This window comes from Herbiconiux sp. L3-i23 (genome assembly GCF_023734115.1).
In the GTDB taxonomy this organism is placed as follows: Bacteria; Actinomycetota; Actinomycetes; order Actinomycetales; family Microbacteriaceae; genus Naasia.
Genome location: NZ_AP025737.1, coordinates 1,278,513 through 1,293,542, shown reverse-complemented (window position 1 = coordinate 1,293,542; position 15,030 = coordinate 1,278,513). Strand labels below are relative to the sequence as shown.

The window sequence follows — 15,030 nt, the reverse complement described above, 5'->3', positions numbered from 1 at the left end:
CGTCCGGCCACCGTCCAGCGGCCGTCGGGGTGCTCGACTATCGTCGCCGCATGGGCGCTGTCGAACTCCTCCTCACCCGCCATGGCGAGAGCGAGGCGAACGTCGCCGCGGGCGACGCCGAGCGGGCCGGCGCAGAGCGCATCGACCGCCCGGCCCGCGACCCCGACGTCGTGCTGACCGCGACGGGGCGCGAGCAGGCCGAGGCGATCGGCCACCACCTGCGCGAGTTGGGCCCCGACCGAGCACCGCAGGCGGTGTGGGTGTCGTCGTACGCGCGAGCCCGCGAGACCGCCGCGATCGCCCTCGAGACGGCGGGCCTCGACCTGCCGGTCCGGGTGGACGAGCGGCTGCGCGACCGCGAGCTCGGCATCCTCGACGGACTCACCTCTCACGGCGTCGACGTGCTGCTGCCCGAGGAGGCCGAGCGCCGAGCGTTCCTCGGCAAGTTCTACTACCGGCCGCCGGGCGGCGAGTCGTGGGCCGACGTCGCCCTGCGGGTGCGGTCGGTGCTCTCCGAGATCACCGTCGACGCCGCCGGGCTTCGTGTGCTCGTGGTCAGCCACGACGCGGTCACCTCGGTCATCCGCTACGTCGCCGAGCGGATCGAGGAGAGGGATCTGCTCGACGAGGTACGCCGAAACCCGATGCCGAACGCCGCGCTCACCCGCCTCCTCCCCCGCGACGGCGCCTGGTGGGCGGAGTCCGTCAACGAGGTCGAGCACCTGACGCGGCACGACGCCGACGTCACCGAACACAGCGGAGAACCCGATGATACGCACCCCTGAGACCGTCACCGCCGCGCTGCTGCGCGGCCGGCCGCTTCCCGAGCCCGGCGGATCGAAGCGCGACCGCGGCGACGTCCTCATCGTCGGCGGCGCCCGTAAGACGCCGGGCGCCGCCGCCCTCGCCGGCCTCGCCGCGCTCCGCGTCGGCGCGGGCCGTCTCACCATCGGCGTCGCCGTGTCGAGCGCGCCCGCACTCGCCGTATCGTTCCCCGAGGCCGGAGTGATCGACCTCGAGGAGACGGAGGGCGGATCCGTGTCCGCCTCGTCGATTGACCGGCTGCGCGACAGCGCCGACACCGACTGCGTGCTCTTCGGCCCCGGTCTCGACGACATCGACGAGACGCAGGCGCTGCTCGCGGCGCTCGTGCCGGCGGTCGGCGATGAGACCCGCGTGGTGCTCGACGCCTTCGCGCTCGGCGCCCTCGCCCGCGATCCGGGCGTGGTCGACGGACTGCGCGGCCGGATCCTGCTGACCCCGAACGAGACGGAGGCCGCCCTACTGCTCGATCGGGACGTCGACGACCTCGAGCGCGACATCCCCGAGATCGCCGAGCGGTACGGCGCGGTCGTCACCTGTCACGGCGTCATCGCCGACCAGGACGGCGGGCTCTGGCGGGTCGAGGACGGCGGGCCGGGCCTCGGGACGTCGGGCAGCGGCGACGTGCTCGCCGGTGCGCTCGCCGGTCTCACCGGACGCGGCGCCGACCCCGCCACGGCGGCGTTGTGGGCCAGCTACCTGCACGCGCAAGCGGGCGACCGGTTGGCGCAGCGCATGGGCCCGCTCGGCTTCCTCGCCCGCGAACTGCTCGACGAGCTCCCGTCGCTGCTCGCGACGCTCAGCTAGAACGACACCGAGCAGCGAGAACGACACCGAGCTCGCGGCGGTCAGCGGCGCAGGGCCGCGCTGAACAGCGAGCGCGGGTCCTGCAGCTGCGCGGGCACGGCGAAGTCGGCGCGCACCCAGTCGCCCGCGAAGGCGGCGGCCCGGGCGAAGAACGCGTCCCCGCCTTCGGAGACGAGGGCCTGGGGCTCGCCCAGTACTTCCGCCTGCGCGATGAACTGCCCGTTGCCGACCAGCACTCCGACGGAGGTCCCGGGAGTCAGTTCCTCGAGGAAGGTCTGCACCTGCGCCCGCCAGACCGGCGTCTCCTTGCCGCGCGGCGACCGCTCGCCGATCGCGATGAGGCCGTCCTCACGCCAGTGGTCCACCTCGTGCAGAGTCGCGGCGCGCAGGATCCGGACATCGTCGCCCTCGACGGCGACCCGGTCGGCGCCCGCGGGGACGCCGGGCCAGAAGTAGTCGAGATCCCCCGGGGTGCCCGGGAACTGCGGCGCATAGAACGCCTCGTCCTTGCGGATCAGATTCGACCGATGGCTGCGGTGCACGGCGTCGTCGCCGAACCACGGCGGCAGCAGGCCGCGCCGCTCGAGCTCCGCCTGGTCGAGCCCGTCGACCTCGGGGGCGAACTCGCGGATCAGCTCCGCCGTCGTGTCGACGTGACCTCGCGCCGTCCACTCCCGCACGTTCGCCAGCCCGTACGCGGTGAGCCCCGGCAGGAACCCCCGCCACATCTGCGTGACCGGGTGGGACTGCCACCCGTAGGTCGGCAGCAGCGACGCGCGCAGCACCTGCAGCGTCTCCACCCTCTGCTTGCCGAGCCTCGCCTGATCGAGGACGGCCATGCTCGCGTCGAGATCGGCGTACGGCAGGAAGGTCTGCATGCTCCAGTGTCTCCCCTGCTTCCGATCAGTGCCGATGAGGCGTCAGTGGCCGCCGAGCCGCTTGCGCAGCAGCTCGATCCGCGACTGCAATTGAGTCACGCTCGCCTGGGCGACGGCGGGGCCGCCGCAGATGCGGCGCAGCTCGCCGTGGATCATCGCGTGGCTCTCACCCGTCGTCTTCGCCCACAGGCCGACGAGACTGTTGAGCAGCGTGCGCTGCTCTTTCAGGTTGCGGTACATCGGCGCCGGCTCCGCCGATCCCGCCTCGCGCTGCGGCTTCTCGGAGCGCCGATGCTCCTGCCGTGACTGTCGATGGCGCAACAGGTCGCGGACCTGCTCCGGTTCGAGCAGTCCCGGGATGCCGATGAAGTCGAGCTCCTCGAGGCTGCCGCTCTCGGCTTCGAAGCCGAACTCGCCGCCCTCGTAGAGCACCCGGTCGAAGGTCGCATCGGAGCTGACCGCTTGGAAGTCGAACTCCTGGGTGAGCGCGTCGGAGGCCTTGTCGCTGCGGTTGGCCGCCTCGAGCAGGCCGTCCTCGAGGCCGGGCCCGTTCGGGTTCTCATCGGAGTCGCGGCGGTCGAGCGCGTGGTCGCGCTGCACCTCCATGCTGTTCGCGAGCGCCATGAGGCTCGGCACGTTGGGCAGGAAGACCGACGCCGTCTCGCCGCGACGACGGGCGCGGACGAACCGTCCGATGGCCTGGGCGAAGAACAGCGGGGTCGAGGACGAGGTCGCGTAGACGCCGACGGCGAGGCGCGGGATGTCGACGCCTTCCGACACCATGCGCACCGCGACCATCCAACGCTTCGTGTTCTCGGCGTACTCGGCGATGCGGGCGGACGCTCCCTTGTCGTCCGAGAGCACGACCGTGACCTCCTCGCCCGAGATCTCCTCGAGGATGCGCGCGTAGGCGCGGGCGACGAACTGGTCGGTGGCGATGATGAGTCCGCCCGCGTCGGGCACGCCGCGGCGCACCTCGGTGAGGCGCATGTCGGCGGCGCGCAGCACCGACGGGATCCACTCCCCCTGCGGGTCGAGCGCCGTGCGCCACGCCTGCGAGGTGATGTCCTTCGTGTTGCCCTCGCCGAGCTTCGCCTCCATCTCCTCACCGGCCGAAGTGCGCCAGCGCATGTGACCGGCGTAGACCATGAAGATGACGGGGCGGACGACGCCGTCGCTGAGCGCACGGTCGTAGCCGTACGCGTAGTCGGTGCGGGAGACGCGGATGCCGTGCTTGTCGGGCGCGTACTCGACGAACGGGATGGACGCGGTGTCCGAGCGGAACGGGGTCCCCGACAGCGACAGGCGCCGCGTCGCGGGTTCGAACGCCTCGCGGATCGCGTCGCCCCAGCTGAGCGCGTCGCCGCCGTGGTGCACCTCGTCGAGGATGACCAGCGAGCGCCCTTGCTCGGTGAGGGTGCGGTGCAACGCGGCGTCGGCGACGACCTGGGCGTAGGTGACGGCGATGCCGTGGAAGTGCCGGCCGTACCAGCGGTCCTTGTTGCGGAACGAGGGATCGAGGTGGATGGCGACGCGCTCGGCGGCGTCGGCCCACTGCCGCTTGAGGTGCTCGGTGGGGGCGACGACGGTCACCCGGTCGACGTCGCCGCGGGTCAGCAGCTCTTTCGCGAGGCGCAGGGCGAAGGTCGTCTTGCCGGCGCCGGGCGTCGCCGCCGCGAGGAAGTCGCGGGGCTCGCGCTCGAAGTAGGCGGTGAGCGCCTCCTGCTGCCACTGCCGCAGCTTGCCTGCCGTGCCCCACGCGGCGCGCTCGGGGAACGACGGAGAGAGCCCCTCGGTCCACGCGTGCGTGGTGGTGTCGTGGGTGCCGTCCGCGGCGGCCGTCGACGTGCCGGAGGAGGGCGGTGAGCCTGCGCGCGACCCCGAGTCGGGGTCGAAGAGTTGGGGCTGGCTCACTCGATCAAATAGTACCGGCGCCCCCGACCTCCTCCCCCTCGACGAGGGCGTTCCGGGCGGGAACGCACGTTCCGGCGGGCCCCCGTGCCCGGAACGTGCGCGCGAGGAGCAAGATGGAGGAGTTCGACTTCGGCGTGTCGGCCGGAGGGGCTCTCGGAGGTGTCATGACGACGACGGTTCACCCGTGGCAGCGATACGTCGCGATCGGCGATTCGTTCACCGAAGGCATCGGCGACCCCGAGCCCGGAAGCCCCGGCGGTCATCGCGGATGGGCCGACCGCGTCGCCGAGGTCCTCGCCCGCGACACCCCCGACTTCGCCTACGCCAACCTCGCCGTGCGCGGCAAGCTGCTCGCGCAGATCGTCGCCGAGCAGATCGACCCGGCGATCGCGCTGAAACCCGACCTGATCACCATCTCGGCGGGTGGCAACGACGTCATCCGGCCCGGCACCGAGCCCGACGCGCTCGCCCGCCAGTTCGGGGCGGCGCTCGAACGACTCGCGGCGACCGGCGCCACCGTCGTGATCTTCACCGGCGTCGACGTCGGATTCTCGCCCGTCTTCTCGCGCATCCGCGGCAAGGTCGCGATCTACAACGAGAACCTGCGCCGCGAGGCCAAGAAGTACGACGCACTGGTCGCCGACCAGTGGGCGCTCACCGAGGTGCAGGACGCGCGGATGTGGGACCGCGACCGCCTGCACCTCAACTCGCTCGGACACCACACGGTCGCCCGCATGGTGCTCGACACCCTGCACGTCGAGAACGACCTCGAGCCGATGCGCCCCGAGCCGCTGCCGCGCTCCAGCTGGCGTCATGCCCGCACCGAGGACCTCGTCTGGGCGCGCGAGTACTTCGTCCCGTGGGTGATGCGCCGTATCCGGCGCGTGTCGTCGGGCGACAACATCCTGCCGAAGCGCCCCGAAGCGGTGCCGTTCCGCGTGGACGGCCCTCAGGAGTAGAGGGCTCGAGTGCAGCGAGCCCAGGAGGGGTGAGCCCAGGAGGAGCGGGACGCTATCTGCTCCACGGCGGGTTCGACATGCGCCACCAGAAGTCGGGGGCGTCGACGGCCTGGTCGAGCAGCAGCGGCACGGTGACCTGCTCGTCGCCGACGGTGAACGTGACGGATCCGACATCGGTGCCCGCCGCGCCGGATTCGACCGGCGACGCGGCGACCGCCGCGACGATGGGCTCGTCCGAGTAGGTGAGCACGGTGCGGGTCTCCCCCGCCACGGCGACGGCGGTCTCACCCCAGGCCGTGGTGTAGCTGCCGTACTGCTGGCCGGCGGTGGTCAGCGTCACCTCACGGAACCCGGGCGTCACCGACTCGAGCAGGGCGAGCACCGACTCGTTCAGCTCGGGATGGGTGTCGGCGCCGAGGATCACCCCGACGACCGTGACCGAGCTCGCCCCCACCTGCACATCCGTGGAGAACAGCAGGCAGGCGCCGGCCTCGTCGGTGGTGCCGGTCTTGATGCCGTCGACGCCCGCGATGCCGAGCAGCTTGTTGGTGTTGTCGATCTCGCCGACGTACGGCTCGGTCGCGGTGCGGGTCGACACGATCGACGCGACCACCGGATCGGCGAGGGCCAGCTTGCCGAGTTCCACGAGATTCGCGGGGGTGCTGACATCGCCCGCGGACAGCCCGTTGGTGTCGACGACGACGGTGTCGGTGAGCCCCTTCGAGTCGAGCCAGGCTCGGGCCGCCTGCAGATAGGCGTCCACCGAGCCGAACGCCCAGATCGCGAGCGACTCGGCGTAGTTGTTGGCCGACGGGATCAGCATCGTCTCGAGCACCTGGCGCTGGCTCATCACGATGCCGTCGCTCACCGGCTGCAGCGAGCCGTTCTGTGCGAGGACGTCGTAGTAGATGTCGACGTCCGCCGGTCCGAACTCGATCTCGGGCCCCTGCTCCCCCTCGGCGAGCGGCTTCGCGGACAGTACGACGAGCGCGGTGACGACCTTCGTGATGCTCGCCATCGGGAACCGCGTCTGCTCGCCGCTCGAGGCGAGCACGCCGTCGAAGCCGACGGCGCCGATCGCCCCGCGACCGTATCCGGGGAACGCGGCCTGCACGGCGGGCGCCGGCGCGAACGCCGGAGTCGTCACCTCGGCGACCGCGTCGGGGACGTCGGCCGACGCCGCGCTCGGTACGTAGACGGCGACCGACACGATGCCGAGGGTGAGGACGAGGGCGACGACCGCGGCGATCCGACGCCGGCGATAGATCTGCTCGCGGGTCAGTCGGGGGCGGCTCGGCACCCGGACAGGATATTCGCCGCGCGCCGCCGCGGAGGGCGCCACGCGCGCGTCGTAGACTTCGACGCCGGCACCGCGCAACGGGTTGGTCACGATTGCGGGAACGCAAACCGAACCGTCTGTCCGCACATCTAGTCTTGCCGACGAAAGGGGCCCTACTTTGTCGTTCCCGCGTACCCCCAGCCGCATCGGCGGACTCCTCGGATTCATCGGCATGAGCGCTGCCGCCGGTGTCCTCGCGACCGTGGCCGTGACTCCCGCCATCGCCCTCACGAGCGTCGCCGCGAGCGACACCATCGGCATCTTCGAGGACCTGCCCGACTACCTCGAGATCCAGCCGCTGTCGCAGCGCACCAACATCTACGCCACGAACTCCGACGGCTCCCCCCTGCTGCTCGCGTACTTCTACAACCAGAACCGCATCGAGGTGAGCGCCGACCAGGTCAACGGGTTCGTCAAGGACGCCGCCGTCGCCGGTGAAGACCCCCGCTACTACGACCACGGCGGCGTCGACCTGCAGGGCACCATCCGCGCCGTGCTCAACACGTACATCCTGGGCGGCAGCGTCCAGGGCGGGTCGAGCATCACCCAGCAGTACGTGAAGAACGTCAACATCCAGAACGCGATCAAGGACCTCACCGACCAGGCCGAGATCACCGCCGCGTACGAGAAGGCCACCGAGACCACCGAGTCGCGCAAGATCCAGGAGATGAAGTACGCGATCGGTCTCGAGAAGCGCTACTCGAAGGACGAGGTGCTCATGGGGTACCTCAACATCGCGGGCTTCGGCGGCCGCATCTACGGCATCGAGGCGGCGGCGAACTACTACTTCGGCACCTCCGCCGCGAACGCGAGCCTCCCGCAGGCGGCGAGCCTCATGGCGATCGTGAACAACCCGGAGAAGTTCCGCCTCGACTACCCGGACAGCGAGACCAACGGCGCCGCCAACGGGTACGCGGACAACAAGCAGCGACGCGACTACATCCTGCGCAACATGCTCTCCGAGGGCATGATCACCCAGCAGGAGCACGACGACGCGGTGGCCGCCCCCGTCGAGCCGTCGATCAACGCCCCGACGGTCGGCTGCTCCGCCGCGCTCGGCTCCGGCTTCTTCTGCGACTACGTGACGCGCGTGTTCAAGAACGACGAGTTCTTCGGCGCCGACGAGAACGAGCGGTGGCGCAACTTCGTCACCGCCGGGTACGACGTGTACACGACCCTCGACGTCGACCTGCAGATCGCCGCGGAGCAGGCCATCAACGACAACGTGCCGATGCACCTCGACGACTTCAACGTCGGCGCGAGCGTCGTCACCGTCGAGCCGGGCACCGGCAAGATCCGCGCGATGGCGCAGAACAAGATCTTCTCCGACGACCCCGAGGTGCTCGCCGTCGACAACACCCGCACCGCGGTGAACTTCAACGCCGACTTCGACTACGGCGCCTCGACCGGTTTCCAGCCGGGATCGACGTACAAGATCTTCACGCTCCTCGAATGGCTGAAAGAGGGCCACGGCATCAACGAGTCTGTCAACGGGCAGCTGCGCGACTACCAGGGTCAGACCTGGAAGGACTCGTGCTCGCCCGGCGGCACCTACACGCTCGGCGAGTCGTGGCGCCCCCGCAACGACGAGGGCGACAACCCCGGCAACATCAGCGCACTGCAGAGCACGATGACCTCGAAGAACACCGGCTTCATCGCGATGTCGAAGCAGCTCGACCTCTGCGGCATCCGCGACACCGCCTCGTCGATGGGCGTGTACCGCGCCGACAAGGACGCCATCATCAACTACGAGACCGGCGAGCTCGGCACGGGTGAACTCGCCCGCAACCCCTCCTCGGTGCTCGGCACCAACGAGGTCGCGCCGCTGCAGATGGCCGGAGCCTTCGCGACGATCGCGTCGGGCGGCACCTACTGTGAGCCGATCGCGATCGAGCGGATCGTCGCCCCCGACGGCAGTGACGTGCCGGTCCCTCCGGTGACCTGCACGAAGGCGCTCGAGCCCGATGTCGCCGCGGCGGCCGCATTCGCCCTGCAGCGGGCGTTCGAAGGCGGCACCGGAGCCTCGACGGCGAACCGTCTGACGACGGACGCGCCGACGCTCGGCAAGACGGGAACGACCGACGAGGCGTACGCCACCTGGATGAGCGGAGCGACGACCCGCGCCGCGACGGTGGTCGGCGTCTACAACGTGTCGGGCTTCGTGAACCAGCGCAAGTACGACTTCGACAGCGGCGAGGCGGCGACGGCACGTCACCGCATCGCGCCGCGCGTGATGTCGGTCGCGAACGCCAAGTGGGGCGGGGATCCGTTCCCCGACCCGTCCAGCGCGCTGCTGCGCGGGCAGACGGTGTCGGTGCCCGACGTGCGCGGCCTCAGCATCGACCAGGCGAAGGCCATCATCGAGGGAGCCGGCTTCACCTTCGAGGACGGCGGCCAGCAGGACTCCGAGCTGCCGGTCGGCACCGTGACGGGCACCAACCCGTCGGGCACCGCCGGCAAGGGCGCGATCGTGTCGGTGTACACCAGCAACGGGTCGCTGCGCGCCGTGCCGAACCTCGGCGGCCTCGCTCCGGCCGCGGTCCCCGCCGCGTGGGCGGCCGCGGGCTTCACCAGCGTCCCCGGCGGCGTCTGCCAGGCGAACCCGGCCGTCGCCGAGGGCCCGGGAACCGTCACCGCCCAGGATCCGCCGCCCGGAACCGCCGCACGCCCCGACGTCGCCGTCACGGTCACCGTCACGCGTCGCGCCTGCTGACGCGCACCGGCTGACACGGTCGCGGCATCGAGACGCCCGCCCGATCCGAGGATCGGGCGGGCGTCTCGGCGTTCAGCGGCGGGTGGCGTCCACCCAGGCGGCGAGCTTCGCGGCGGCCGAACCGTCGTCGACGACGGCGGCCGCGGTCTCGAGCGCAGCGGAGAGCCGTTCGAGGATCGGCGTATCGGCACAGGTCGCGTCGAGCGAGAGCTCCCACGACACGAGACCCGCCGCCGCGTTGAGCAGCACTATGTCGCGCACGGCGCCCTGCTCGCCCTCGAGGGTGCGTCGCAGCACGGCGGCGTTCTCGTCGGGCGTGCCGCCGACGAGGTCGGCGAGCGAAGCGCGCCGGATGCCGAGCTCGCGCGGGTCGAGATCGTGCTCGATGATCCGTCCCCCCGACACCTCCCAGATGTGGCTGTGCCCGGTGGTCGACAGCTCGTCGAGGCCGTCGTCGCCGCGGAAGACGAGCGCGGTCGCCCCTCGGGTCTGGAACACGCCGGCGATCAGCGGCGCGACCTCGGCCCGTGCGACGCCCACGGCGCTCGCCTCGGGGCGCGCCGGGTTGCAGAGGGGTCCGAGGAAGTTGAACACCGTCGGAACGCCCACATCGGCGCGTGCGGTGGCGGCGTGACGGAATCCGGGGTGGAACGCGGCGGCGTAGACGAAGGTGATGCCCACCTCGTCGAGCACGCGGGCCACCGCGTCGGCGGGCAGTGCGAGGTCGACGCCGAGGGCGCTGAGAACGTCGCTCGATCCCGACGCCGAGCTCGCGGCGCGGTTGCCGTGCTTCACGACCTTCGCGCCCGCCGCCGCGGCGATGATCGACGCCGCCGTCGAGATGTTCACCGTCTTCAACCGGTCTCCCCCGGTGCCGACGATGTCGAGCACCTGCGGGTCGATCTCGAGCGGGACGGCGTGGTCGAGGATCGCGTCGCGGAAGCCGACGATCTCGTCGACCGTCTCGCCCTTGGCCCTCAGCGCGACGAGGAATCCGGCCAATGCGGCCGGCGTCGCCTCGCCCCGCATGACCTGCTCCATCGCCCACGTCGAGCCGGAGATCGACATGTCGTCGCCGTCGAGCAGGGCCGAGATCAGCGATGGCCAGGTCGGGTTCACCATCATCCGGCCATCCTATTGGGGCCGCCGACAGCCGGAATCATCCCTCGTGGCAGCTCGATCCCTGACACGTCCGACGAACCGAACATGCCGAGCGCCCGGTATGCGATCCGCGGTCAGCGGAATCAGCCATAATGGTCGAGTGAGTAGCGCGTCCGCCCTTCAGTCGACAAGCGCCCCGGTCATCAATCGTCCCAACTCCGTTGCAGTCGGAACGATCGTCTGGCTCGGTAGCGAGGTCATGTTCTTCGCGGGCTTGTTCGCGATCTACTTCACCCTGCGATCGGCCGCACCCGATCTCTTCTCTTACGAAGCGGGGCGACTCAACGTCCCGTTCTCCCTGGTGAACACGATCATCCTGGTGTCGAGCTCGTTCACCTGCCAGTTCGGCGTATTCGCTGCCGAGCGACTGCAGGCGCGGGCCACCGGGTGGAAGCCGACGCAATGGGGCATGGTCGAGTGGTTCATGCTCACCTATGCGCTCGGCGCGATCTTCGTCGCCGGCCAGGTGTTCGAGTACGCCACCCTCGTGAGCGAAGGCATCTCGATCAACAGCAACGCCTACGGCTCGGCGTTCTATCTCACCACCGGGTTCCACGGTCTGCACGTCACAGGCGGGCTCATCGCCTTCCTGCTGGTGATCGGACGTGCGTTCGCCGTCAAGAAGTTCGGCCACCGCGAGGCGACCAGCGCCATCGTCGTCTCCTACTACTGGCATTTCGTCGACGTGGTCTGGATCGGTCTGTTCCTCGTCATCTACGTTCTGAAATAGGGATCGGATCAGTTTGCCCTCCGCACGTAACAACACCGCACGCCCGCGCAGAGTCTTCGGCAGCCGCACTGCCCGCATCAAGCGGTCTCCGAGGAGCGCCCGTCGTTCGCCTCTCGCGACCGTCGCGCTGATAGCGATCGGCCTGCTCTTCACCGGAGGCGCCTACGCACTGCTGAACGCGCCGACCGACAACGGTGCCGTGGCGGCCTCGCAGGAGTCCGTCGACCGCGGCGAGAAGCTGTTCGCCGCAAACTGCGCCACCTGCCATGGGATGGCCCTTCAGGGCTCCGATGCGGGTCCTGCGCTGCTCGGTGTCGGCGCCGCGGCGGTCGACTTCCAGGTCGGCACCGGCCGCATGCCCCTGCAGAACCAGGGTCCGCAAGCACCGGTGAAGCCCGTCCAGTTCACCGACGAGGACGTCCAAGCCCTCGCCGACTACGTCTCATCGCTGGCCCCCGGGCCCGACATTCCCGACGCCGAGTACCTCGACGCCGCGGGTGACGCCACCCGCGGTGCCGAGCTGTTCCGCATCAACTGCGCCATGTGCCACAACGTCGCCGGTGCGGGCGGTGCGCTGACCGAAGGCAAGTACGCGCCAAAGCTCACCGGAGTGACCGCGAAACATATCTACGAGGCCATGATCACGGGCCCGCAGAACATGCCGGTCTTCAACGACGCGAACCTCACCCCACAAGACAAACGCGACATCATCACCGCGTTGAAGTTCACCGAGAACAACCCGTCGCCCGGCGGCTTCGAGCTCGGCTCGCTCGGTCCGGTGGCCGAAGGCCTGTTCGCGTGGATCTTCGGGCTGGGTGCCATCATCGCGCTCGCCGTCTGGCTGACCGCCCGCTCCAATTAGCGCCCACGGCGGCAGCGTCAGACGTACACTTTCGAAACAAGGAGAAGCATCCACATGGCGAACGAAGAAGGCGGCAAGGGTCTCGTCCCCGCCGACACTTCGGGCTCGCACGAGCGACAGGTCTCGGCGGGTACCGCGGTCGTGCAGCGCGACGCCGTGGAGAACCCCGGGTTCCCCCCGCACCGTCCCCGCGTCACCGATCTCGACCCGAAGGCCGACAAGCGCTCCGAGCGAGGCGTGTCCCTGCTCTTCTCCCTGTCGATCGTCGGCAGCATCGGCGCGATCGTGTCGTACTTCGCGTTTCCGATCGTCGAGGACGACCCGGCGTCGGTACGACTGAACACGCTCTTCCTTGGTGTCAGCATTGCCTTGGCTCTGCTTTCCATCGGTATCGGTGCCGTGCACTGGGGCAAGGCCCTCATGCACGACCGCGAGGGCATCGACGTGCGCCACCCGGTGCGCGGGAGCGAGGAGACCCGTGCGCGCGCCGTCGAGATCTTCCGCGAGGCAGACACCGAGTCGGGCTTCAACCGCCGCGCGCTCATCCGCAACTCGCTGGTCGGGGCCCTCGTCGCATTCCCGCTGCCCGCGATCTTCTTCTTCCGCGACCTCGCTCCACGGGACAACAACCCGGCCGAGCTGCTGCGCCACACGGCATGGGACGAGGGCGTGAAACTCGTCCGCGACCCCACTGGAACCCCTATCAAAGCTGCCGACGTGACACTCGGATCGGCGTTCCACGTGATCCCAGAGGGCATTCTCGGAGAGGAGCACTACCTCGAAGAGAAAGCGAAGGCTGCAGTGCTGCTCATGCGCCTGAAGCCCGAGGACCTGAACGTCTCGCCCGGCCGCGAGGACTGGAACTACGACGGCATCGTCGCCTACTCCAAGATCTGCACCCACGTCGGATGCCCGGTCGCCCTGTACGAGCAGCAGACCCATCACTTGCTGTGCCCCTGCCATCAGTCTCAGTTCGACATCACGAACGAAGCCGAGGTCATCTTCGGACCCGCCAAGCGTCCGCTGCCCCAGCTGCCGATCACCGTCGACGCCGATGGCTACCTCGTCGCCCGCAGCGACTTCACCGAACCCGTCGGACCGAGCTTCTGGGAGCGTGGCGACAATGACAGCTGAGACCCCTACGGAGTCTCCCCGTACCGCACCCGCCCCGGAACGCGCGCAGAGAACGAGCGTCACCGGAGCGATCTCCAACTACATCGACGAGCGCACCACCGTCTCGGCGGTCGTCAAAGAGTTCGGCCGCAAGATCTTCCCCGACCATTGGTCGTTCATGCTCGGCGAGGTGGCGCTCTACAGCTTCGTCGTCATCCTGCTCTCGGGGACGTTCCTGACGTTCTTCTTCCAGGCCTCGATGGCCGAGGTCGAATACGACGGATCGTACGTGCCCCTCAAGGGCCTCGCGATGTCCGCCGCCATGGACTCGGCGCTGAACATCTCGTTCGACGTCCGCGGCGGTCTGCTCATGCGTCAGGTGCACCACTGGGCTGCCCTGCTGTTCATCGCCTCCATCGGCCTGCACATGCTGCGCATCTTCTTCACCGGCGCGTTCCGCAAGCCGCGTGAGCTCAACTGGGTGATCGGCTTCGTCCTGTTCATCCTTGCCATGGGTGAGGGCTTCACCGGCTACTCGCTCCCCGACGACCTGCTCTCGGGCAACGGCCTGCGCATCATCGACGGCATGGTGAAGGGCATCCCGGTGGTCGGCACCTGGATCTCCTATCTGCTCTTCGGCGGCGAGTTCCCCGGCACCCAGATCATCGGGCGTCTGTACACGCTGCACATCCTGCTGCTGCCGGCCATCATCGTCGCCCTCATCGCGCTGCACCTGGTGTTCGTGGTCGTGCACAAGCACACCCAGTACCCCGGCCCGGGCAAGACCAATCAGAACGTCGTCGGCTACCCGATCCTCCCCGTATACGCGGCGAAGGCCGGTGGCTTCTTCTTCATCGTCTTCGGTGTCATCGCCCTCATGGCGGCGTTCTTCACGATCAACCCGATCTGGAACTACGGACCCTACGACCCCTCCCCCGTGTCGGCCGGTACTCAGCCCGACTGGTACATCGGCTTCGCCGACGGCGCCCTGCGACTGGTACCGCCGGGTTGGGAGTTCGTGCTGTTCGACCGCACCTGGTCGTTCAACGTGATCGCGCCGCTCGTCATCCTCGGCCTGTTCATCGTCACCGTGATGCTCTACCCGTTCATCGAGGCGTGGGTCACCGGTGACAAGCGCGAGCACCACCTGCTCGACCGTCCGCGCAACGCGCCGACCCGCACCGCGATCGGTGCCGCCGGTGTCACGTTCTACGCGGTCCTGTGGGCGGCGGCGTCTTCCGACATCATCGCGACGCACTTCAAGATGTCGATGGAAGCGGTCATCCACATCCTGCAGTTCCTGCTCATCGTCGGCCCGTTCGTCGCGTTCTTCATCGCCAAGCGGGTCTGCATCGCGCTGCAGAAGAAGGACCGCGAGATCGCTCTGCACGGTTACGAGTCGGGTCGTATCGTCCGTATGCCTGGTGGCGAGTTCATCGAGGTGCACCAGCAGCTCGACGAGTACGAGCGCTGGAAGCTGCTGAGCTACAACGACTACAAGCCGCTGATGATCCGCCCGAACGCGAAGGGTCAGATCTCGGTCGCTCAGCGCGTGCGCGCCGGTGTCAGCCGCTGGTTCTTCGAGGACCGCATCGAACCGGTCAGCGCGACCGAGCTCGACGCAGCGCACGGGGCACACGGCCACGCCGCGGTCGAGGGCGACAGCCAGCAGGCCATCGGCGGAGCTCCACACAGCCACTGAGCCCGTCCTCCAGTAGGTCACAGAGACGCC

The 15,030-nt window shown here is 69.3% G+C and carries 12 protein-coding genes; 8 read left to right on the top strand and 4 right to left on the bottom strand.

The window, feature by feature from the left end; genetic code table 11:
• The first annotated feature begins 50 nt into the window (after positions 1-50).
• Both NGH83_RS06095 and NGH83_RS06090 read left to right on the top strand, forming a co-directional pair.
• Complete coding sequence (locus tag NGH83_RS06095) at positions 51-785, top strand: histidine phosphatase family protein (RefSeq protein WP_251858170.1); 735 nt, start codon at positions 51-53, stop codon at positions 783-785.
• On the top strand, positions 769-1,629 hold the full coding sequence (locus NGH83_RS06090; protein ID WP_251858169.1) for an NAD(P)H-hydrate dehydratase: 861 nt from the start codon (positions 769-771) through the stop codon (positions 1,627-1,629). The genes NGH83_RS06095 and NGH83_RS06090 overlap by 17 nt, the downstream gene beginning before the upstream one ends.
• Positions 1,630-1,670: 41 nt before the next feature.
• Here the strand turns inward: NGH83_RS06090 and NGH83_RS06085 are convergent, their stop codons facing one another.
• On the bottom strand, positions 1,671-2,507 hold the full coding sequence (locus NGH83_RS06085) for an MSMEG_6728 family protein (protein ID WP_251858168.1): 837 nt from the start codon (positions 2,505-2,507) through the stop codon (positions 1,671-1,673).
• Between the two features lie 42 nt (positions 2,508-2,549).
• Positions 2,550-4,247, bottom strand: a complete 1,698-nt coding sequence (locus tag NGH83_RS06080) for a DEAD/DEAH box helicase (RefSeq protein WP_251858467.1) — start codon at positions 4,245-4,247, stop codon at positions 2,550-2,552.
• A gap of 338 nt (positions 4,248-4,585) precedes the next feature.
• Here NGH83_RS06080 and NGH83_RS06075 point away from each other — a divergent pair, with 338 nt between their 5' ends.
• Positions 4,586-5,380: an SGNH/GDSL hydrolase family protein gene (locus NGH83_RS06075; protein ID WP_251858167.1), complete on the top strand. Its 795-nt coding sequence runs from the start codon at positions 4,586-4,588 to the stop codon at positions 5,378-5,380.
• A gap of 52 nt (positions 5,381-5,432) precedes the next feature.
• Here the strand turns inward: NGH83_RS06075 and NGH83_RS06070 are convergent, their stop codons facing one another.
• Positions 5,433-6,680 carry a D-alanyl-D-alanine carboxypeptidase family protein gene (locus tag NGH83_RS06070; RefSeq protein ID WP_251858166.1) on the bottom strand — a complete coding sequence of 416 codons (1,248 nt, stop codon included), beginning with the start codon at positions 6,678-6,680 and terminating at the stop codon, positions 5,433-5,435.
• A gap of 157 nt (positions 6,681-6,837) precedes the next feature.
• Between NGH83_RS06070 and NGH83_RS06065 the strand changes: the two genes are divergently transcribed.
• On the top strand, positions 6,838-9,432 hold the full coding sequence (locus tag NGH83_RS06065) for a transglycosylase domain-containing protein (protein WP_251858165.1): 2,595 nt from the start codon (positions 6,838-6,840) through the stop codon (positions 9,430-9,432).
• Positions 9,433-9,504: 72 nt separating this feature from the next.
• Here the strand turns inward: NGH83_RS06065 and trpD are convergent, their stop codons facing one another.
• A complete protein-coding gene (gene trpD, locus NGH83_RS06060) occupies positions 9,505-10,557 on the bottom strand; it encodes an anthranilate phosphoribosyltransferase (protein WP_251858164.1) in 1,053 nt (350 codons plus the stop codon).
• A 97-nt stretch (positions 10,558-10,654) separates the two neighbouring features.
• Between trpD and NGH83_RS06055 the strand changes: the two genes are divergently transcribed.
• The 4 genes from NGH83_RS06055 (at position 10,655) to NGH83_RS06040 (ending at position 15,000) form a co-directional block, all read left to right on the top strand.
• A complete protein-coding gene (locus tag NGH83_RS06055; RefSeq protein WP_251858163.1) occupies positions 10,655-11,323 on the top strand; it encodes a heme-copper oxidase subunit III in 669 nt (222 codons plus the stop codon).
• A gap of 76 nt (positions 11,324-11,399) precedes the next feature.
• Positions 11,400-12,185, top strand: a complete 786-nt coding sequence (locus NGH83_RS06050; protein WP_251858466.1) for a cytochrome c — start codon at positions 11,400-11,402, stop codon at positions 12,183-12,185.
• Positions 12,186-12,239: 54 nt separating this feature from the next.
• Entirely contained in the window at positions 12,240-13,319 is a 1,080-nt protein-coding gene (locus tag NGH83_RS06045; RefSeq protein ID WP_251858162.1) for a ubiquinol-cytochrome c reductase iron-sulfur subunit, read from the top strand.
• On the top strand, positions 13,309-15,000 hold the full coding sequence (locus tag NGH83_RS06040) for a ubiquinol-cytochrome c reductase cytochrome b subunit (RefSeq protein WP_251858161.1): 1,692 nt from the start codon (positions 13,309-13,311) through the stop codon (positions 14,998-15,000). The genes NGH83_RS06045 and NGH83_RS06040 overlap by 11 nt, the downstream gene beginning before the upstream one ends.
• Positions 15,001-15,030 lie beyond the last annotated feature (30 nt).